The following is a 19,947-nucleotide window of genomic DNA, read 5'->3' as shown; positions in this document are numbered from 1 at the left end:
CAACAAACCATTGAACTTCCACGATGAGGAAACTAGTATCCACTGTTCAGAAGCGCCGGTCCCCTGATCAGGTCTGCTTCGCTCCACCCGGAACGACTGGCACCCGGTGCCACCGCTGAAGGAAGTGACAGCTCATGTCCGCACCAGCGCCGTCTCCGCTGGCCATCGTCGACGCCGAGCCCCTGCCCCGGCAGGAGGAGGTCCTCACCGACGCGGCGCTCGCCTTCGTGGCCGAGCTGCACCGGCGGTTCTCGCCGCGCCGCGGCGAACTCCTCGCCCGCCGTGCCGAGCGCCGCGCCGAGATCGCCCGCACCTCGTCCCTGGACTTCCTCCCGGAGACCGCCGCCGTCCGCGCGGACGACTCCTGGCGGGTGGCCCCCTCCCCCGCGGCCCTGGACGACCGCCGGGTCGAGATCACCGGTCCCACCGACCGCAAGATGACCATCAACGCCCTCAACTCGGGCGCCCGGATCTGGCTCGCCGACTTCGAGGACGCCTCGGCCCCGACCTGGGAGAACGTCGTCCTGGGCCAGCTGAACCTGATCGACGCCTACACCCGGAACATCGACTTCACGGACCCGGCGAGCGGCAAGTCGTACGCCCTGCGACCGGACGACGAGCTCGCGACGGTCGTCATGCGGCCGCGCGGGTGGCACCTGAACGAGCGGCACGTCGAGGTCGACGGCGAGCAGGTGCCGGGCGCCTTCGTCGACTTCGGCCTCTACTTCTTCCACAACGCGCAGCGGCTGCTCGACCTCGGCAAGGGACCGTACTTCTACCTCCCGAAGACCGAGTCGCACCTGGAGGCCCGGCTCTGGAACGACGTGTTCGTCTTCGCGCAGGACCACGTCGGCATCCCGCAGGGCACCGTCCGCGCCACCGTGCTGATCGAGACGATCACGGCCGCGTACGAGATGGAGGAGATCCTCTACGAATTGCGCGACCACGCCTCGGGGTTGAACGCCGGCCGCTGGGACTACCTGTTCTCCATCGTGAAGAACTTCCGTGACGGCGGGCCCCGGTTCGTCCTCCCGGACCGCAACGCGGTCACCATGACGGCCCCGTTCATGCGCGCCTACACCGAACTCCTCGTCCGCACCTGCCACAAGCGCGGCGCGCACGCGATCGGCGGCATGGCGGCCTTCATCCCGTCCCGCCGCGACCCCGAGGTCAACAAGGTCGCCTTCGAGAAGGTCCGCGCCGACAAGGACCGCGAGGCGAACGACGGGTTCGACGGCTCCTGGGTCGCCCACCCCGACCTGGTCCCGATCGCCATGGAGTCCTTCGACCGGGTCCTCGGCGACCGGCCGAACCAGAAGGACCGGCTGCGCGAGGACGTCCACGTCGAGGCCGCCGACCTGATCGCGGTCGACTCGCTGGAGGCGAAGCCGACCTACGCGGGTCTGGTCAACGCCGTCCAGGTGGGCATCCGTTACATCGAGGCGTGGCTGCGCGGGCTCGGCGCGGTGGCCATCTTCAACCTCATGGAGGACGCGGCCACCGCGGAGATCTCGCGCTCGCAGATCTGGCAGTGGATCAACGCCGGTGTCGAGTTCGAGAACGGCGAGAAGGCCACGCCGGAGCTGGCCCGCGAGATCGCCGCCGAGGAACTCGACGCCGTCCGCGCGGAGATCGGCGACGAGGCCTTCGCGGCCGGCCACTGGCAGCAGGCCCACGACCTGCTGCTCACCGTCGCCCTCGACGAGAACTACGCGGACTTCCTGACCCTGCCCGCGTACCGGCAGCTGCGCGGCTGACCTATTCCTGCGCGGCCCTGTCCGAGTGGCCCAGGGACTTCCCCGGGGCCATCCGGTCGCGTACGGCCTGCTTCACGGTCGTGGGCTCGGGGAACCCCTGTTCGCGCCGGTCCCAGACCACCTCGTCACCCACCCGTACGACGAAGACGCCGCCCTTGCCCGGCTTCAGCGCCAGCTCCGTCAGCTCGGTCTCGAAGGTGGTCAGCAGCTCCTGCGCCAGCCAGGCCGCCCGCGGCAGCCAGCGGCACTGGGTGCAGTACTCGATCTCGACCCGCCGGCTGTCATTCATCCGAGGTGCACCGACCAATCCTGTTGGGCCGCCGGCTTGCCGTGCAGGTCGGGGACCTGCTGCAGCCAGGCCGGACGGCCCCGCCGGGTTCTGGCCGCACGGGCGGCCTCCTCGGCCGCGAGCTGGTCGCGGCCCGGGAAATCGGTGGGGAGCCACTCGGCGGAGGCCCGCACCCGGGCCAGCAGATAGCCGACGTAGGCCTCGCGCATCTCCTCGGGCGTGCCGAAGTCGGTGAGCCAGGCGTCCGGGACCTCGGCGAGGACGTCCCGGAGCAGTTTCCCGGTCACCCTGGGCGCGAGCTCGGCGTCGGCGGCCCGGGTGTCGGGGCCGTACCGGCCGAGGGCGTGGTGCCGGAAGTCGTACGGCTTCCCGGGGGCCGAGGTGTCCCAGCGGTGGTGGAAGACGAGCGCGGCGCCGTGGTCGATGAGCCACAGGCGCGGGGGTGCGACGCCGAGGGTCGGCCAGACCATGAGGTTGGAGCTGTGCACCGTACGGTCGACGTTGACGGTGAGCGCGTCCAGCCAGACGATCCGGCCCGCCTCCAGCGGGTGGACCGGGAAGACCTCGGCGACCTCGGGGGTGAAGTCCGCCGCACCGGACAGGAAGTCCATCCCGAGGTTCACTCCGACGCTGGCCGCGTGCAGGTCGCGCACCTCCTGGTGCGGCTCGTCCCCGGCGATCGCCGGGTCGAAGTGCACCAGGACCAGCTCCGGGAAGCGCAGCCCGAGCGCCCGCGCCAACTCCCCCACGATCACCTCGGCGACCAGCGCCTTGTGCCCCTGCGCGGACCCGGTGAACTTGACGACGTACGTGCCGAGGTCGTCGGCCTCCACGACGCCGGGCACGGAGCCGCCGGAGTGGAGGGGGGCGACATAGCGGGTCGCGGTGACCTCCCTCAGCATGCTCGCCCCTCGTTCTCCGGTGCCTCGACGTGAAGTGACCAGCGTAACCGGGCGTGACGTCGCCCGGCTCAGCGACCGGCGTCCCGGCTCCGCCGGTCCCGGGCCAGGGGGTTCGGCAGCGGCAGATAGCGCGCGTCGGCCCCGTCCGCGCCGGTCCAGCGCAGCAGGAGGTTGGTCTTGCCGGGCAAAGTCGGGGAGGTCAGCAGGCCGGCCGCCTCCGGGAGCGGCTGCCGGGCCAGTTCCCGCCGGGCCGCGGGCCACGGGTCGAACCCGGGGTGCCGTTCGGCAAGGGCGGCGGCGACCTCGGTCAGGTGGTTGACGACGAGGCAGTACACCAGCCGCTCCCACCCGGCGGCCCGGTCCACGTCGGTCCGCAGCTTGACGCCTTCGGCGTCCCGGTACAGCGCCTGTACGGGCATGCCGTCGGCGTCGACCGCGACCAGGGTGTTCTGCAGATGCGCTTCGAGGACGACGCCGTGCTCGGCGAAGGCGGTCAGGGCCGGGGGTACGACCGCCCGCAGATACGCCTCCCACCAGGCGCCGGGGTCCGCCGCCGCGGCCAGCGGGTCACCGTCGAAGCCCTCCACCAGGCCGGCGGCGAGCAGCGGGGTGGCCCCCGGCAGCAGCGACCCGCGCAGCCCGTCGCGGACCAGTACGGCGAGTTCCTCGAAGGCGAAGCGCGCGGTGCGGTAGCCGCGGTCGCCGAGCCAGCCCGCGGGCCCGCCCATCGCCCGGAACGCGGCGCTGACGGCCGCGTTGGTACGGCCCAGTTTCCGCAGGTCGTGGGCCCAGAGGCGGCGGATGTCGTTGGTGATCCGGACGTCCAGGCTGAACTTCAGGAAGAGGTCCCGGTCCGGTTCGTACACCGTGCGGACCGCCGCCGTCGGCCAGGCCGTGAAGCCGGTCTCGCCGAGGCGCAGCAGCCGTCCGTCCGCGAAGGCCGGGGCGAGGTCGCGGCCGACCAGGTCGAGCTGCCAGGGGTGGGCGGGCAGCAGCCGGTAGCCGTCCGGTACGGCGGCCGGCCGGGTCAGTGCGTCCAGCGCGGCCGTGTCGCCCTCCTCCACCACCTCGTCCTCGCGGACCGCGAGCAGCACCAGCGGGAACCGGGCGTGTGCCTCGGGCGCGTACGGCAGCCAGGCGGTGACCGGGCCGCCGCCGCGCGCCTTGGGGGCGGGGTGGTAGGGATGGCCGGTGATGAGGGACTGCTCCGAACGCAGGTACGGGTCGTCGGGCGCCGTCGCCCGGGCGCGTGCCGTGAGCAGCGCGGCGACCGTGTCCCGGCTGTCGAGCATCTCGGCCGGCAGGTCACCGTTGGACAGCCCGGTGTGCCTGCGCAGCTCCTCGGCGACGAGTTTCACCAGTTCGGCGTGGCCGAGGCGGTGCCAGGTACCGTCGGCGTACACCTCGGGCGCGGTCGGCCGGCGGGCGCCGCGCACCCGCAGCAGCCGTTCGCAGCCAGGCAGCCGGTGGACCCGCCACGGCCCTTCCCCGGCGTCCGGGAGCGGCTGGGCCACCTCCCGCAGCAGGCAGTTGAGCAGGGGCGCGGCAGCATACGCGTCGGCGCGTTCGCCGACCGCGTCGCTGAGGGTCATGAAGTCCACGCGTTCCATTCGTTCGCTACGTCCACACAGTCCGATCCTGATCAGTATGTCTCTCGTCACCGGTCATCATGACCGTCGTACCCGCCCCCGAGGAGCCCTCCCGTGCAGCGTCCCTCCCCCATCGAGACCCGGCTGGCCACGGAGCTGGCCGAGGTGCGGCCGGACCTCGTCGACCGGTACACGGCCGAGCTGCCCGGTGCGCGGGCGGCGGTGCTGACCCGGCTGTGGCGGGCGCTGGCGCACGAGCCGCTGCCGTGGGTGGCGCGCCGGGTGCGCGGCGCGCACAGCCTCGCCCTGTGGCTGGCCGACGGGCGGGCGCTGCACGGGCCGCGGGCGGATCCGTACGCCACGGACGCGTACGTGACCGCCGTACGTCTGGACGGGGTGGCGTACCGGGATCCGGCGCGGCTGATGACGGAGCTGGGGTGGCCGCACTCGGCCGGGTTCGCGGCCGAGCTCGGGCACAGCGTGGCCTCGCTGGCGCTCTCCCGGGCGGACCGGGAGCTCCCGACCGAGGAAGCGGAGGAGTGGCCGGACCGCGACTGGGAGTGGGAGCAGCGGGTCGTCGACGGTCATCCCTTCCACCCCAACTGCCGTTCCCGGCCCGGCTTCTCGGCGGCCGAGCAGCTGGCGTACGGGCCCGAGCACCGGCAGGCCGTGCGGCTGGAGGCGGTCCCGGCCGCGACCGGGGACTGCCTGCTGACCGGCGACTGGCCGGCCGAACTCCGGGACGGGAAGGATCTGTTGATTCCCGTACACCCCTGGCAGCACTCCCACGTCCTCAAGGGCGGCTCGGCCGGGCCCTGGCGGGACGCGCACCCGCTGGTGTCCCTGCGCACGCTCGCCCTCGACGGCCAGACGCATGTGAAGACCGCGCTCAGTGCCCGGCTGACCTCGTCCGTGCGGGACATCTCGGCGTACTCGGTGGGCGCGGCCGTGACGTTGTCGTCGTTCGCCACCGACCTGGCGGCCCGCACGGACGGGCTCCTGCACATCACCCGCACGCTGGGCGCGGTGACCGCCGGCTCCCCCGATCTGGCGGCACTGCTGCGCGAATCCCCGCAGGCGTACGCGGCGCCGGGCGAGTACGTCCTTCCGGTGGCCGCGCTGGCCGCCACCACGCTCCCCGAATCGCCGTCCTGGCTGGCCGCGTTCACCCGGCTCGCGCTGACGGTGGGGCTGCGGCTGCTGGACCTGGGCGTGGCCCTGGAGGCGCACGGCCAGAACCTCCTGGTCGTGCTCTCCGGGACCGGTGCCCCGCTGCGCCTGGTCTACCGCGACCTGGCCGACATCCGGCTCAGCCCCGCCCGCCTCCGCCGCCACGGCATCACCCCGCCCGACCTGACCGGCCGCCTGGTCACGGACGACGGGACGACCCTGCGCCGCAAGCTGTTCGGCTCCCTGGTCGCGGGCGCCCTCGCCGGCACGGCGGGTTCGGGACCGGCCCTGGCGACGGCCCTGGAGGCGGCCGTACGGCACCTGCCGGCCACCCCCGACCTGACGGCGCTCCGCGAAGGCCCGCTGCCCACCAAGGCGTTGACCCTGATGCGGCTCTCCCCGGAAGTGCCCGGCGACCAGTGGACGTCCCTGCCGAACCCGCTCGCCGCTCTGCGTTGACCTGCCGGTCACTCTGTTCCGGCGGACCGGACCCCGTTTTGGAGCCCAGCACCTTTGATCAATAGGATCCGCCGATGATCAGAACACATCGGCCGGCGGCAGGAGTCTGTGCTCTGCTCGCCGCCCTGGCGGCCGGGATCGCGTTCCCCGGCCATGCGGTCGCCGACGAGACCGAACAGGCCGCCCCCAAGGTGGAGCTCGTGCTGGACGTCAGCGGTTCCATGCGGACGGCGGACATCGACGGCGGGACGCGCATGGCCGCGGCCAAGCAGGCGTTCAACGAGGTGCTGGACGCGACGCCCGAGGGGGTCCAGCTCGGCATCCGCACCCTGGGCGCCAACTACCACGGCAACGACCGCAAGGAGGGCTGCAAGGACACCGCGCAGCTGTACCCGGTCGGCACGCTGGACCGCACCGAGGCGAAGTCCGCCGTCGCCACGCTCTCGCCGACCGGCTGGACCCCGATCGGCCCCGCGCTGCTCAAGGCGGCCGACGACCTCCAGGGCGGTGACGGGACCCGCCGTATCGTCCTGATCAGCGACGGCGAGGACACCTGCCAGCCGCTGGACCCGTGCGAGGTGGCCCGCGAGATAGCCGCCAAGGGCGTCGGGCTGACCATCGACACCCTCGGCCTGGTGCCGGACGCCAAGACCCGCGACCAGCTCAGCTGCATCGCGGACGCGACCGGCGGCACCTACACCTCCGTCCAGCACAAGGAGGAACTGACGGACCGGGTCGGCCAGTTGGTGGACCGGGCGGCGGACCCCGTGGTCACACCGGTGGCCACCGAGGGGACGGACCAGTGCTCGTCCGCACCCGCGCTGAAGTCGGGGCTGTACACCGACCGTGAGGAGTTCGGTCAGCAGCGCTGGTACAAGGTCGACGTCGAGCCCGGCCAGGAGCTGCGCGCATCGGTGAGCGTCGCGGCCGACCGGGCCGTCAACCCCGACTACGGCGTGCTGCTGCGCGCGGTGACCGTGCACGGACGGGAGATCGTGCGCGGCGAGACGTCGGGCCTGGGCCGTACGGACGTCATCTCGACCGGGCTGCGGTACCCGAAGGCCGAGAACGACGACGACACCACCCCGGAGACCGTCTGTCTCCAGGTGACCAACTCCTTCTCGGCCGCGGCCGGGGTGAAGACCAGCCCCGGTCTGCCGGTCGAGCTGACGGTCGACGTGGTCGACGGCCCGTCGCAGGCGAGCGACGTCGCCTCCTTCGGTCTCGGCCGCGGCTGGTGGCTGCTCGGGGCGCTGGTGCTGACCGGCTTCCTGGCGGGTCTGGTGTGGGGCTGGGTGTCGCGCTGGCGGGTCGCGGTCTGGAGGACCAACTGATGTCGATCACACGTGTGTTGAGCGCCGCACTGCTGGCGGTGGGCCTGGCGGCCGGTCCGGCGGCCGCGGATTCCTCCCCCTCCCCCAGCGCCTCGGAGGACAGCGGCGCGCCCACCCAGGCGGGCACCTCCTTCCGTACCGCGGCCGAGATCGACCAGGGTCAGCAGGCGACGGCCGGCGGATCGACCGGCGACTACCTGTACTGGTCGTTCCCGGCCGACGCGGGACAGCGCCCCGACGTCAAGGCGACGGTGAAGCTGCCCGCCACGCACGCGGGACAGACCTGGCAGCTCGACGTGTACGACGGGCTGCGGCGCCGGCAGGCCTGCCAGTACGGCGCGCAGACCCGCACGGCCGCGCAGGGCGCCACGTCGGTGGAGTTGGCCTGCGTGATGCGTACCGTGCGCGCCTGGTCGGAGCCCTGGGCCGACGACCCGCTGCCCGGCACGTACTACATCCGGCTGACGGTGGTGGACCTGGCCTCGGCCGACCTCGGTCAGCCGGTGAGCGCCGAGGTGAAGGTGGACTCCAAGGACATCGGCGGCTCGGCGGCGGTGGACGGCTCGCTGGCCCAGCCACTGGTGCCGGGGATCGCGGTCAAGTCCGGTTCGGACGCGGACAGTTCCCCCTCCGACGACAGTTCCCCGACCACGAAGTCGGCGGTGCTGTCCAGCATCGAACCCGACGGCGGCTGGTCCTCCGGCTGGTGGAGCGACCGCTGGGTGTGGACCGGCATCGGCGGCGTGCTGGCCGCGCTGGCCGGGATCGGCGGGTACGCGCTGACGCGCGGGTCGGGCCGGCCGAGGCGAGTGCCGCCGGGCGCCTGATCCGCCGCTGAACCCCGCCACCGGGCCGCCATCACGGCGGCCCGGTCGCCGTTCCGGACCTGCCGCAGGCCCTGACCGGATCGGACCTCCCGCAGGTCCGTGGCCGGATCGGACCTCCCGCAGGTCCGTGGCCCGTTCAGGAGTCCCGCGAGTCCGTGACCCGTTCAGGAGTCCCGCGAGTCCGTGACCGGATCGAACCTCCCGCAGGTCCGTGGCCCGTTCAGGAGTCCCGCAGGTCCTGACCGGATGGGGCCGCCCGCAGGTCCGTGGCCCGTTCAGGAGTCCCGCAGTTCCTTGGCCAGGGTCCCGTCCCCCGTCACGGTGATCCGCCCGTCCCGTACCGCCTCCGCCAGCCCCAACTCGCCCCGCGCCAGGGCGGCACCCGTCCCGGCGTCGAGCACGAGCCGGGCGTCGGGCTCGGCCGGTGCCGGGCCGTCGCCGTACACCGGGCCGTCCTCCGCGCCGACGCACAGGTGGAAGTCCCCCTCCCCCAGCCGGACTTCGACGAGCCCCTCACCCGTCAGGGCCCGCAGCAGCGGCAGCGCGAACCAGTGGGCGCGTACCGCGTCGGTGGGCCGGCGCTCGCCCAGCTCGGGCTCGCCCCACTTGCCCAGCGCCTGGAGCACCGGCAGCAACTCCCGTCCCCGCGAGGTGAGTTCGTAGACGTACGCGGCGCCCGGTGGGGGCAGCCGCCGCCGGGTGGTGAGCCCGTCCCGCTCCATGTCCTTCAGCCGGGAGGCGAGGACGTCCGTGGAGACTCCCGGCAGATCCGCGTGCAGGTCCGTGTAGCGGCGCGGACCGGCGAGCAGTTCCCGGACGATCAGCAGGGTCCAGCGGTCGCCGACGACGTCGAGGGCGCGGGCCGCGGAACAGTACTGGTCGTAGCTTCGGCGAGGTGGCATGCGACGCAGTCTAGACAAGATGTTGGACTTTCCAAGCTCCCACTTGGTAAAACCAAGCAACACGAGTTCCCGGAGGGGCGTAATGGAGTTCCGGCAGTCCAACAAGCTCAGCGAGGTCTGTTACGAGATCCGCGGACCGGTGATCGAGCACGCCAACGCGCTGGAGGAGGCGGGCCACAGTGTGCTGCGCCTGAACACCGGCAATCCGGCACTCTTCGGCTTCGAGGCCCCCGAAGAGATCCTCCAGGACATGATCCGGATGCTCCCGCAGGCACACGGCTACACCGACTCGCGCGGCATCCTCTCCGCCCGCCGGGCGGTGGCCGGGCGCTACCAGACGCTGGGCCTCGAGGTGGGCGTCGACGACGTGTTCCTCGGCAACGGTGTCTCGGAGCTGGTCTCCATGGCCGTACAGGCGCTCGTCGAGGACGGCGACGAGATCCTCATCCCGGCCCCGGACTTCCCGCTCTGGACCGCGGTGACCACCCTCGCCGGCGGCAGGGCGGTGCACTACCTCTGCGACGAACAGGCCGACTGGTACCCGGACCTGGCCGACATGGAGTCCAAGATCACGGACCGCACCAAGGCCGTCGTGATCATCAACCCCAACAACCCGACCGGCGCGGTGTACCCCCGGGAGATCCTGGAGGGCATCCTCGACCTGGCCCGCCGGCACGGCCTGATGGTCTTCGCGGACGAGATCTACGACCAGATCCTGTACGACGACGCCGTCCACCACTCCACCGCGGCGCTCGCCCCCGACCTGGTGGTCCTCACCTTCTGCGGCCTGTCCAAGACCTACCGGGTGGCCGGCTTCCGCTCGGGCTGGCTGGTGGTCACCGGCCCGAAACAGCACGCCAAGGACTACCTGGAGGGCCTCACGATGCTGGCCTCCATGCGGCTGTGCGCCAACGCCCCCGCCCAGTACGCCATCCAGGCCGCGCTCGGCGGCCGCCAGTCCGTCCGCGAACTCGTCACCCCCGGCGGCAGGCTGTACGAGCAGCGCAACGTGGCCTGGGAGAAGCTCAACGAGATCCCCGGCGTCTCGTGCGTCAAACCGAAGGGTGCCCTCTACGCCTTCGCCCGCATCGACCCCAAGGTGCACCCCATCCACGACGACGAGCGGTTCGTCCTGGACCTGCTCCTCCAGGAGAAGATCCAGGTGGTCCAGGGCACCGGCTTCAACTGGCCCGCCACCGACCACTTCCGCATCCTCACCCTGCCCCACGCGGAGACCCTGGAGACGGCGATCGGCCGGATCGGGCGGTTCCTGAGCGGCTATCGGCAGTAGCCGTGCGGTGGTCATCGGTGGTCATCGGTGGTCGGCGGTGGTGGTCATCGGTAGTCAGTGGTCGTCGGCGGTGGTCATCGGGGGCCGTCCGGGTATGCCGTCCCCATGACCCAGCGGCCTCTGCTCCTCCTCGACGTCGACGGCCCCCTCAACCCCTTCCGGGCCCGGTTCCTGCGGCACCGCGGGTACGTGACCCGCAGGCTGCACCCCGTCAGCTGGTCCGCCCGCCAGCGGCCCGGCTCCCGCAGGCTGCGCCGGGGGCTGCGGGTGCGGCTGCACCCGGGGCACGGGGCCCGGCTGCTCGCGCTGCCGTACGAGCTGGCCTGGGCGACCACCTGGATGCACCAGGCCAACGAGATGATCGGGCCGGTCGTCGGGCTGCCCGAACTGCCCGTCATCGAGTTTCCCGAGCTGTTCGCGAAGGATCCGGACGGCCTGTACTGGAAGACGCGGACCGTCGTGGCGTGGGCGGCCGGGCGGCCGTTCGTGTGGGTGGACGACATGGTCACCGACCTCGACGTCCGCCACGTCGCCGCGCACCACGACGGGCCCGCGCTGCTCCTTCCGGTGGACCCGCGGCACGGTCTGCGGGCGCGTGACTTCGCCGAACTGGAGCGCTGGGCTCTTAGCCTCTGACGTATGGCTGATCTCTTTCTCGTCCGGCACGGTGAGACCGAGTGGTCGCGGTCCGGACGGCATACCGGGTGGACCGACGTGCCGCTCACCGAGCACGGCAGGGACGAGGCGCGCCGGCTGGAGCCGTTGATCCGCTCGCACCGCATCGGTGCCGCCTTCGTCAGCCCGCTCCAGCGGGCCCGCGAGACCGCCGAGCTGATCGGCGTGCCCGACGCCCGGGTCGACGCCGACCTGCGGGAGTGGGACTACGGCGGCTACGAGGGCGTGACCACCGTGGAGATCCAGCACACCCGGCCCGGCTGGTTCCTGTTCACGGACGGGGTCGCGCCCGGCCCGCCGGACCATCCCGGGGAGAGCCCGGAGCAGGTCGGGGAGCGCGCCGACCGGATGCTGTCCAAGGTCGAGGCGGCCCTCGCCACCACCGAGGGGGTCGTGCTGCTGGTCGCCCACGGGCACTTCCTGCGCGTCCTCACCGCCCGCCGGCTCGGCCTGCCGCCGTCCGCCGGGGCACTGTTCCAGCTCGCGACCGGGACGCTGTGCCGGCTGGGCACGGAGCACGACCGGCCGGTGATCGCGGGCTGGAACATCCGGTCCGGAGGGTAGCGGGACCGCGTTGTCAGTGCCCGGCCGTAGCCTTCGGAGAAGGGATCCGAAGGAGGGATCCACCGGCCGGATCCACCGGAGGGATCCGGAGCAGGAATCCGTACCGCGCCCGTCACCGGGGAGGTGTGCACCGTGACCCGACCGCCCACCGCCGCGCAGCGGCGGGTCGTCGACGCCGCCGACCCGGTCACCGGGCGGCTGCGGGGTACCGAGGCGCAGCTGGCGGCGCTGGTGAAGCGCGGTCTCGCCTTCCGGCACCCGCGCCCGCCGCACGACCACTTCCTGACGCCCGCCGGGCACCGGATACGGGAGGCCCCGGAGCCGCCGACCGCGCCGGAGCCCGGGGCCGCGGCGGCGCCCGAGCCGACGGGGGGCTTCGCCGCGCGCGTCGGCGGCGAGGGGTCGGCCGGGGGCGGGCCCACCCGGGCCCGCGAGGTGCACAGCGCCTGGCAGGGGTTGCTCGAACTGCGCCGGATGACCAATCCCGACGGCGCCACCGACCGGCCGTGCGGCTGGGAGCGGGCTCATCTGGTGCGGGCCGCCGCGCTCGCCCTGGAGGCGGGCGGACAGTCGCCCGAGGGCCCGGACACCCCCGGGTACCGGGTGCGGGCCACCCCGCAGCCGGAGGCGGTCGCCGTGTACGCGCCGGAGGCCGAGCGCTTGCGGGCGTGCGCGGCCACCCTGGAGCGGGCGGGCTGGCAGACCGGCGAGTACACGGAGCCCCGGACGAGAACGCGCTATCTGCTGGCATCGCCGCGCCGGGCGTGACGGGCGTGCCAGGATGCCGCCGAAGGATCAGTGCGTCGTACACGAGAAGGGCAAGTCGTGAGTGAACCGTATTCCGTCCGGGTGACCGTCCGTGGCTACGAGACCGACGTACAGGGGCACCTGAACCAGGCGGTGTACATCAACTACGCCGAGCACGCCCGCTGGTCGCTGCTCCAGGCGGCCGGGGTCAGCCAGGCCGGGCTGATAGGGCGGGGGGTGGGCCCGGTGTCGCTGGAGACGACGATCCGCTACCGGCGGGAGCTGCTCGCCGGTGACGAGGTCGACGTGACCTGCGCGTTCGAGTGGGGCACCGGCAAGACGTTCCGCATGGTGCAGAGGATCACCAAGGCGGACGGCACCCTGGCCGCGGAGGTCGACGCGGTCGGCGGGCTGCTGGACCTGAAGGCCCGGAAGCTGGTCGCCGACCCGCGCGAGGTCTTCGAGGAACTCACCTCAGCCCCGGAGCTGTTCGGGTTCTGACGCGGCCGGCGCGGCCGGCACGGCCGTCTACACGTCGAGCAGTTCCGGCTGGTGCTCGGCGTCGTAGACCGCCCGGGACTGCGCGATGTAGTGGCGGTTGTGCTCGGCCCAGTCGGTCAGCCGCTGCAGGGTCTCGTGCAACTCCAACGCCACCGCGGTGAGTTCGTACTCCACGCGCGGCGGCACCGTCGGATACACGGTCCGGGTCACCAGGCCGTCGCGCTCCAGGTTGCGCAGGGTGAGGGTCAGCATCCGGCGGCTGATGCCCTCGATGCCGCGCTCCAGTTCCGTGAAGCGGATGGGCCCGTGCGAGGCCGCCACCAGGATCTGCACGCTCCATTTGCCGGCCACCCTGTCAAGAACCTCGCGGACGGGGCAGGCCTGCGCGTTCACGACCTGGCTGGTAACACCGGTGTTCCTCTGGGACATCGAGCTGCCTCCTTACGCCGTCCTCTCATGGTCACTCACCATGAACCCCGTTACAAGTCGTGCACCTCGCGCACGATCGGTTCCTGTTGATACCCACGGCGAGCTACGGCGATTACGGAGGCCACGAGGCCATGTCGACCACGACCGGCACACCGGCCGCACCGGTGACTCCTTCCCGAACATACCCGCGGCGGGCCTCCCTCGCCGTCCTGTGCGCGGGCGCGCTGATGACGGTCCTGGACGGCAACATCGTCACCGTGGCGATGCCGGCCGTCCAACGCGACCTGGGCTTCAGCGCTCCGGGCCTGGCCTGGGTGGTGAACGCCTATCTGATCCCGTTCGGCGGACTGCTTCTGCTGTTCGGCCGTCTGGGGGATCTGGTGGGCCGCAAGCGGATGTTCACGGCCGGGCTCGCCCTGTTCACCGCGGCCTCCGTGGCGTGCGGGCTGGCGACGAGCCAGGGCGCGCTGATCGCGGCGCGGGCGGCGCAGGGCGCGGGCGGCGCGATGACCTCGGCCGTCGTGCTCGGCATGCTGGTGTCGCTCTTCCCCGAGCCACCCGAACAGGCGCGCGCCATCGCGGTGTTCAGCGCGGTAGGAGCGGTGGGCGCGACCCTGGGCACCTTCCTCGGCGGCGCGCTGACGCAGGCGCTGAGCTGGCACTGGATCTTCCTGATCAATCTGCCGATCGGGGCGGCGGCCTGGGCGGCCGCGGTACGGATCCTGGCCCGGGAGCCCGGCGCCGGGCTCCGCAGGGGCGCCGACGGCCCGGGGGCGGCCCTGGTCACCGGCGCGCTGATGCTCACCGTCTACGTCATCGTCGGCTCCGGCGACCGGGGCCCGGCCGCCACCCTGCTCCTGGCCGCGCTCGCCCTCGCGCTCCTGGTGGCCTTCACCGTCCGTCAGGCCCGGGCCGCGCACCCGCTGCTGCGGCTGCGGCTGCTGCGCTCCCGGACTCTGAGCGGCGCGAACGGCGTGCAGATCCTGATGATCGCGACGATGTACGGCTTCCAGTTCATCGGCGCGCTCTACCTGCAACGCGTGCTGGGCTTCGACGAGTTGCGCACCGGCTTGGCCTTCCTGCCGGCGCCGCTCGCGATCGGCGCCCTGATGCTGGGGCTGTCGGCGCGCGCGACCGGCCGTTTCGGCGCGTACCGGGTGCTCCTGGCCGGGCTGGTCCTCGTCACCGCCGGGATGGCCCTGCTGAGCCGGGCGCCCGCCGACGGCTCGTACGCGGCCGACGTGCTGCCCCCGATGCTGCTCATGGCGGGCGGTTTCGCCGCGGCGATGCCCCCGCTCACCGGTCTCGCCATGGCCGGCGCCCGCGAGGAGGACGCGGGGCTGGCCTCCGGGCTCTTCAACACCACCCAGGTGGTGGGTGGTTCGCTCGGTCTGGCCGCGCTGTCCACGCTCGCGGCGAGCCGTACCGGCGGCCTGCTGCACGCGGGCGCGGAGCTGGTCCCGGCCACGGCGGAGGGCTACCGGCTGGCGTTCCGGGTGGCCGCGGTGATCGCGGCGGGGGCGGCGGCGCTGGCGGCGGTCACGCTGCGGCCCGGGCGCGGCTGAGGTGGACAGGGCCGCCGCGCCCGCACCGGGCGGGGCCGGCTCTCAGGACGTCGCGAACGCGTCCCGGTGGTCCTCGGCCCACTCCCGGTAGGTCCGGGCCGGCCGTCCGAGCACCTCCCGGACGTCCTCGGTGACCACCGCGTTGCCACCGGAGCGGACGAACGCGAGGCCGGTCAGGACGCCCTCCGCCTGGGTCCCCGCCATGCCCCAGGCCGTGCGGAGGAAGTCCCGGGTCTCGTCCGGGGAGAGGTCCCGGGTCGGCACCGGGCGGCCCAGGACCTCGGCGAGCACGGCGGCCTGACCGGGGACTGTGACCGCCTCGGGACCGGTCAGGGTGTACGTCCGCCCCGAGTGCCCGGCGTCGAGCAGGGCCCGTACCGCCACCTCGGCGATGTCGCGGGGGTCGATCACGCCCGACGCGCCGTCCCCCGTCATGTTGGGCACCGGCTCGCCCGCCCGCAGTGCCTGACTCCATGTCAGCGTGTTGGAGGCGAACGACGACGGCCGCAGCACGGTCCAGGCGAGCCCGCTCTCCCGGACGGCCCGCTCGCCGGCCACGTGCCATTGCGCGGCGGGGCCGGAGCCGGCGTCGCCGGTGGTGATGGCGGAGAGCTTCACCAGCCGCGCCACGCCGGCGTCGCGGGCCGCGGCGACCAGTGCCGCGTCCTGTCCCGCGTCGGGGCCGGCCGGCCGGAGCAGGAACGCGGCCGTCGCACCGGCCAGCGCGGCCTCCAGGGAGGCGGGGTCGGTGTGGTCGCCGCGCACCACCTCCACCCCGGCGGGCACCGTCGCCCTGGCCGGGTCGCGGGTGAGCGCGCGCACCTTCGCGCCGCGCTCGGCGAGTTGTCGTACGACGTCACGTCCGATGGTGCCCGTGGCACCCGTCACCAGAATCATGCGGTCCACGGTGGACCCGCCGGGCTGCCCGGCTCTTGGAAATTCCGGCACGGCGGAGCCGCCCGGACGGCAGCGCGGTCCGCGTACGGTGGAGGGGTGCCGATGACCATCGCCGAGCCGCTCGCGACCATCCCCGACGCGCTGCGCCCGTGGCTCGCGGGGGTGCGGACCATGTCGTTCGCCGAGCCCCCCGAGGGGACGTTCGTCCAGCTGCCGGACGCGCTGACCAAGGTGGTGCTGCGGGTGACGGGGGACGGGCGGCATGACGTGCTGGCCGTCGGGCCGCGGGTGCGGGCGGCCTACCACGAGGGGAAGCCGCACATCTCGTGCGTGGAACTGCAGCTGGCGCCGGGCACCTCCCGGCCCCTGCTGGGCGTGCCGGCCGCCGAACTGGTCGGCCGGGTGGTGCCGCTGGACGCCCTGCCGGGCGGGGTGGCCCGCCGGTTCGCTCGGGAGGTGCGGTGGCTGGAGCCGGCGGCAGCACTGCCGCGGATCGCCGAGGTGCTGCCCGGGCTGCTGACGCAACGGACGGATCCGGGCCGGACCACGCTGCTGCGGGCGGGCGTCGACGCGCTGTCCGTGCGGCTGGACCGGGCCCCCGCGCAGGTACGGCACGTGGCCCGCGAACTCGCGGTCAGTGAGCGTCAGTTGCGCAACCTGTTCACCGACGGCGTCGGGGTCTCCCCGAAGCACTACGCCCGTATCGACCGGGTCCGCACGGTCGCCGCCCGGGCGGGCAGCGTCGCCTGGTCCGAACTGGCGGCCGCCACCGGCTACTTCGACCAGTCACACATGACCGCCGACTTCCGCGCCCTGATGGGCGTCCCGCCCCGCTCGTACTTCACGGGCCGGCTGCCGGCGACCACCCCCTGCCAGGCGATCCGGATCCCGCGGCCCTGAACCGGGATGGGCACGCTCCCGGGTGCCGCGCCAGGTCACCCGGGGCCGACGGGCGGCCCGGACCGGGCGGCGGGCCGAAGCCCCGGCATCACGTGATCGACTGGGAGGCGGCGAGCGGTACGGCGGCCTCCTTCGCCTCCCCCGCTTCCGCGCGCCGCCGGCCCAGGTGGTTGAAGACGAGGTTCAGCACCACCGCCGTCATGCATCCGGTCGAGATCCCCGAGTCGAGGACGATGCGGGCGGTCTCCGGGAAGGCGTGGTAGAAGTCCGGCTCGGTGACCGGGATGACGCCGACGGCGAGGGAGACGGCGACGACCAGGACGTTCTCGCCCTTCTCCAGGCCGGCCCCGACCAGGTTCTGGATGCCGCTTGCGGCCACCGAGCCGAACAGGACCACGCCCGCGCCGCCCAGGACCGGGCGCGGTACGACGGCGATCAGCGAGGCGGCCATCGGGCACAGCCCCATCAGCACCAGGAAGCCGCCGCCGGCCGCGACCACGAACCGGCTGCGGATCCGGGTCATTGCGACCAGGCCGATGTTCTGCGCGAACGCGCTGCACATGAACCCGTTGAAGAGCGGGCTGAGCGCCGAGCCGAGGGTGTCGGCGCGCAGCCCGGCCGCGATCGTCCGCTCGTCGGCGGGCCGTTCGACGATCTCGCCCAGCGCCAGCATGTCCGCGGTCGACTCGGTCATGGAGACCACCATCACCACGCACATGGAGAGGATCGCGGCGAGCTGGAACTGCGGGGCGCCGAAGTGGAAGGGCGTCGGGAAGCCGATCACGTCGGCGCCCGCGACCGGGCGGAAGTCGGTGATCCCGAGCGGAATCGCGACGAGCGTGCCGGCGACCAGGCCGATCAGCACGGCGACCTGCTTGACGAACCCGCGGGTGAAGCGGCGGAGCAGCAGGACGACGACGAGCGTCGCCGCGGCCAGCCCCAGGTACTCGGCCGAACCGTAGTCCTTCGCCGCCGGGTCGGGGCCCTGCGCCCAGCCGAAGGCGACCGGGAGCAGCGAGACGCCGATGAGCGTGATGACCGTGCCGGTGACGACGGGCGGGAAGAAGCGGATCGCCTTGCTGAAGAAGGGGGCGGCGAGGAAGCCGAGCAGGCCCGCGACGATCACCGCGCCGAAGATGACGGGCAGGGCGTCGGACTTGTCGTGGGTCGACGCGGCTATCGCGGTCATCGGGGCGACCCCGGCGAAGGTGACGCCGTTGACGAAGGGCAGCCGGGCGCCGATCTTCCAGACACCGAGGGTCTGGAGGAAGGTGGCGAGACCCGCGGTGAAGAGACAGGCGGCGGTCAGGAAGGTCAGTTCGGTGCCGGTGAGGCCGATGGCCGCGCCGACGATCAGGGGCGGGGCGACCACTCCCGCGTACATGGCGGCCACGTGCTGCAGGCCCGTGGTGGCCATTTTCAGGACGGGGAGTTTCTCGTCGACGGGGTGCACGGGATGCGCGGACGCTGCTGACACTGCGGCTCTCCTCCGGTCGGGTACGCATCGGCTCTGACGCGGGTTTCAGGGAGGTGGTGCGTCGGTCGTCGGGGCACCTCCCGCTCGGGCGAAGCCGGGAGTGGGGGAGGGACCGGGGGACGGTGACCGTTCCCGGGCGCGCGCAGGGCAGCGCGCACCCGGGAGACGGCCGCCGTGGGCCCGTGCGGGACCACGGCCACCGGCCGGGAGCCGTCCCTCCCGGCCGGAGCTCAAGTGGTGTGTGGAGTTAGGGGGTTACCGCCCGGTGATCTGCGCCAGCCGCTGCGCCTCGGCCCGCGTCGCGCGGGCGATCGCGTCCTCGTCGACGTGCAGCAGGCGGCCCGACTCGACGATCTGGCGGCCGTTCACGAAGGAGGCGGTGACCGGGGCGGCCGCGCCGAGGACCAGGGCGGTCACCGGGTCGGCGATGGAGGCGTGGGCGAGGGTGTCCAGCTTCCAGAGGACCAGGTCGGCGAGCTTGCCGGGTTCGAGGGAGCCGGTCTGGCTCGCCCGGCCGAGGACCTGGGCGCCGCCGTAGGTGCCCAGGCGCAGTGCCTGCCGGGCGTTCAGGGCCGCTTCCCGGTGGGCGCCGAGGCGGTTGATCAGGAGGGCGTTGCGCAGTTCGGTGTGGAGTTCGCCGGACTCGTTGGACGCGGTGCCGTCGACGCCGAGGCCGACCGGGACGCCGGCGGCGAGCATGTCGGGGACGCGCGCGATGCCGGCCGCGAGGCGGGCGTTGGAGGACGGGCAGTGGGCGACGCCGGTCCTCGTCCGGGCGAACGCGGCGATGTCGGAGTCGTTCATGTGGACGCAGTGCGCCATCCACACGTCCTCGCCGAGCCAGCCGGTGGACTCGAAGTAGTCGGTCGGGCCCATCCCGAACAGCTCCTTGCAGAACTGCTCCTCCTCGACGGTCTCCGAGCCGTGGGTGTGCAGACGCACTCCGAGTCGGCGCGCCAACGCCGCTCCCTGCTTCAGGAGTTCGGTGGAGACGGAGAACGGCGAGCAGGGTGCGACGGCCACCTGGATCATGGCGTCGAAGGAGGGGTCGTGGTGCTCCTTGACGGTCGCCTCGGTGGCGGTGAGGGCGCCTTCGAGGGTCTCGACGGCGAAGTCCGGGGGCAGTCCGCCGTCCTTCTCGCTGCGGTCCATGGAGCCGCGGGCGAGGGTGAAGCGGACGCCGGTCTCACGGGCGGCGCGGATGATCGCGCCGGACAGGTCGCCGGAGCCCTTCGGGTAGACGTAGTGGTGGTCCATCGCGGTGGTGACACCGCCGCGGGCCATCATGGCGAGCGAGCCCTGCGCGGCCGCGTACACCATCGGTTCGTCGATGCGCGCCCAGGTCGGGTACAGGGCGACCAGCCAGTTGAAGAGGTTGTGGTCGGTGGCCAGGCCCCGGGTGATCCACTGGTAGTAATGGTGGTGGGTGTTGACCAGGCCGGGGGTCACCAGGTGGCCGGTGGCGTCGATACGGCGCCCGACGTTCTCCAGTCCCTCGGGAGCACGGCCCGCGCCGAGCGACTCGATCCGGTTGCCGGCGATGACGACGTACCCGTTCGGGTACTCGGTGTCGTGGGCGTCGACGGTCGCGATCGAGCAGTTCTCGATGACGATGCGCTGGTCTGCTGCCATGATTCGTCCTTTTCGCTCAGTGGACTTGAGGTGAGGGCAC

General features: G+C 72.9%; 19 protein-coding genes. 11 read left to right on the top strand and 8 right to left on the bottom strand.

Annotated features, from left to right (window positions below; translation table 11 throughout):
* Positions 1-134: 134 nt before the first annotated feature.
* Positions 135-1,757 (top strand): malate synthase A, encoded by a 1,623-nt coding sequence (gene aceB, locus AB0472_RS28260; protein ID WP_366360289.1) that lies wholly within the window; start codon positions 135-137, stop codon positions 1,755-1,757.
* A gap of 1 nt (position 1,758) precedes the next feature.
* Here aceB and AB0472_RS28255 read toward each other — a convergent pair whose 3' ends face one another.
* From AB0472_RS28255 to AB0472_RS28245, 3 genes are all read right to left on the bottom strand, one after another.
* The gene (locus AB0472_RS28255; protein ID WP_366360287.1) at positions 1,759-2,046 is read right to left on the bottom strand and encodes a SelT/SelW/SelH family protein; all 288 of its coding nucleotides are present in this window, start codon (positions 2,044-2,046) and stop codon (positions 1,759-1,761) included.
* A complete protein-coding gene (locus tag AB0472_RS28250) occupies positions 2,043-2,948 on the bottom strand; it encodes a HipA family kinase (protein WP_366360285.1) in 906 nt (301 codons plus the stop codon). Before AB0472_RS28250 ends, AB0472_RS28255 begins: the two co-directional genes overlap by 4 nt.
* A 68-nt stretch (positions 2,949-3,016) precedes the next feature.
* Positions 3,017-4,558, bottom strand: a complete 1,542-nt coding sequence (locus tag AB0472_RS28245) for an IucA/IucC family protein (RefSeq protein WP_366360284.1) — start codon at positions 4,556-4,558, stop codon at positions 3,017-3,019.
* 93 nt (positions 4,559-4,651) lie between these two features.
* Between AB0472_RS28245 and AB0472_RS28240 the strand changes: the two genes are divergently transcribed.
* The 3 genes from AB0472_RS28240 to AB0472_RS28230 all read left to right on the top strand — a co-directional run bounded on the left by AB0472_RS28240 (position 4,652) and on the right by AB0472_RS28230 (position 8,327).
* Entirely contained in the window at positions 4,652-6,166 is a 1,515-nt protein-coding gene (locus AB0472_RS28240; protein WP_366360283.1) for an IucA/IucC family siderophore biosynthesis protein, read from the top strand.
* Between the two features lie 74 nt (positions 6,167-6,240).
* Positions 6,241-7,500, top strand: a complete 1,260-nt coding sequence (locus AB0472_RS28235; RefSeq protein WP_366360281.1) for a VWA domain-containing protein — start codon at positions 6,241-6,243, stop codon at positions 7,498-7,500.
* Positions 7,500-8,327 (top strand): hypothetical protein, encoded by an 828-nt coding sequence (locus AB0472_RS28230; protein WP_366360279.1) that lies wholly within the window; start codon positions 7,500-7,502, stop codon positions 8,325-8,327. Before AB0472_RS28235 ends, AB0472_RS28230 begins: the two co-directional genes overlap by 1 nt.
* Positions 8,328-8,602: 275 nt before the next feature.
* Here AB0472_RS28230 and AB0472_RS28225 read toward each other — a convergent pair whose 3' ends face one another.
* Entirely contained in the window at positions 8,603-9,229 is a 627-nt protein-coding gene (locus AB0472_RS28225) for a winged helix-turn-helix transcriptional regulator (protein WP_366360277.1), read from the bottom strand.
* 82 nt (positions 9,230-9,311) lie between these two features.
* Between AB0472_RS28225 and AB0472_RS28220 the strand changes: the two genes are divergently transcribed.
* The 5 genes from AB0472_RS28220 to AB0472_RS28200 all read left to right on the top strand — a co-directional run bounded on the left by AB0472_RS28220 (position 9,312) and on the right by AB0472_RS28200 (position 13,007).
* Complete coding sequence (locus AB0472_RS28220) at positions 9,312-10,520, top strand: pyridoxal phosphate-dependent aminotransferase (RefSeq protein WP_366360276.1); 1,209 nt, start codon at positions 9,312-9,314, stop codon at positions 10,518-10,520.
* A gap of 105 nt (positions 10,521-10,625) precedes the next feature.
* Entirely contained in the window at positions 10,626-11,156 is a 531-nt protein-coding gene (locus AB0472_RS28215) for a hypothetical protein (protein ID WP_366360274.1), read from the top strand.
* A gap of 3 nt (positions 11,157-11,159) precedes the next feature.
* Entirely contained in the window at positions 11,160-11,759 is a 600-nt protein-coding gene (locus AB0472_RS28210) for a histidine phosphatase family protein (protein WP_366360272.1), read from the top strand.
* 132 nt (positions 11,760-11,891) lie between these two features.
* Entirely contained in the window at positions 11,892-12,527 is a 636-nt protein-coding gene (locus tag AB0472_RS28205; protein WP_366360270.1) for a hypothetical protein, read from the top strand.
* 57 nt (positions 12,528-12,584) lie between these two features.
* The gene (locus AB0472_RS28200; RefSeq protein WP_366360268.1) at positions 12,585-13,007 is read left to right on the top strand and encodes an acyl-CoA thioesterase; all 423 of its coding nucleotides are present in this window, start codon (positions 12,585-12,587) and stop codon (positions 13,005-13,007) included.
* 27 nt (positions 13,008-13,034) lie between these two features.
* Here AB0472_RS28200 and AB0472_RS28195 read toward each other — a convergent pair whose 3' ends face one another.
* Positions 13,035-13,436, bottom strand: coding sequence for a helix-turn-helix domain-containing protein (locus AB0472_RS28195; protein ID WP_366360266.1), 402 nt, complete (start codon positions 13,434-13,436; stop codon positions 13,035-13,037).
* A 131-nt stretch (positions 13,437-13,567) separates the two neighbouring features.
* On the opposite strand from AB0472_RS28195, the gene AB0472_RS28190 reads away from it, so the two are divergent.
* On the top strand, positions 13,568-15,001 hold the full coding sequence (locus AB0472_RS28190) for an MFS transporter (RefSeq protein ID WP_366360264.1): 1,434 nt from the start codon (positions 13,568-13,570) through the stop codon (positions 14,999-15,001).
* A gap of 42 nt (positions 15,002-15,043) precedes the next feature.
* Here the strand turns inward: AB0472_RS28190 and AB0472_RS28185 are convergent, their stop codons facing one another.
* On the bottom strand, positions 15,044-15,907 hold the full coding sequence (locus AB0472_RS28185) for an SDR family NAD(P)-dependent oxidoreductase (protein ID WP_366360262.1): 864 nt from the start codon (positions 15,905-15,907) through the stop codon (positions 15,044-15,046).
* Between the two features lie 93 nt (positions 15,908-16,000).
* Here AB0472_RS28185 and AB0472_RS28180 point away from each other — a divergent pair, with 93 nt between their 5' ends.
* The gene (locus tag AB0472_RS28180; RefSeq protein WP_366360491.1) at positions 16,001-16,798 is read left to right on the top strand and encodes a helix-turn-helix domain-containing protein; all 798 of its coding nucleotides are present in this window, start codon (positions 16,001-16,003) and stop codon (positions 16,796-16,798) included.
* Positions 16,799-16,886: 88 nt separating this feature from the next.
* Here AB0472_RS28180 and AB0472_RS28175 read toward each other — a convergent pair whose 3' ends face one another.
* Positions 16,887-18,275 carry a nucleobase:cation symporter-2 family protein gene (locus tag AB0472_RS28175; protein WP_366360261.1) on the bottom strand — a complete coding sequence of 463 codons (1,389 nt, stop codon included), beginning with the start codon at positions 18,273-18,275 and terminating at the stop codon, positions 16,887-16,889.
* 255 nt (positions 18,276-18,530) lie between these two features.
* Positions 18,531-19,907, bottom strand: coding sequence for an 8-oxoguanine deaminase (locus AB0472_RS28170; protein ID WP_366360259.1), 1,377 nt, complete (start codon positions 19,905-19,907; stop codon positions 18,531-18,533).
* Between the last annotated feature and the right edge of the window lie 40 nt (positions 19,908-19,947).

The organism is Streptomyces sp. NPDC086777, from assembly GCF_040702065.1.
Classification (GTDB): Bacteria; Actinomycetota; Actinomycetes; order Streptomycetales; family Streptomycetaceae; genus Streptomyces.
Note: the sequence above shows the minus strand (reverse complement) of the source record. Positions and strands in the feature narration are given on the sequence as shown.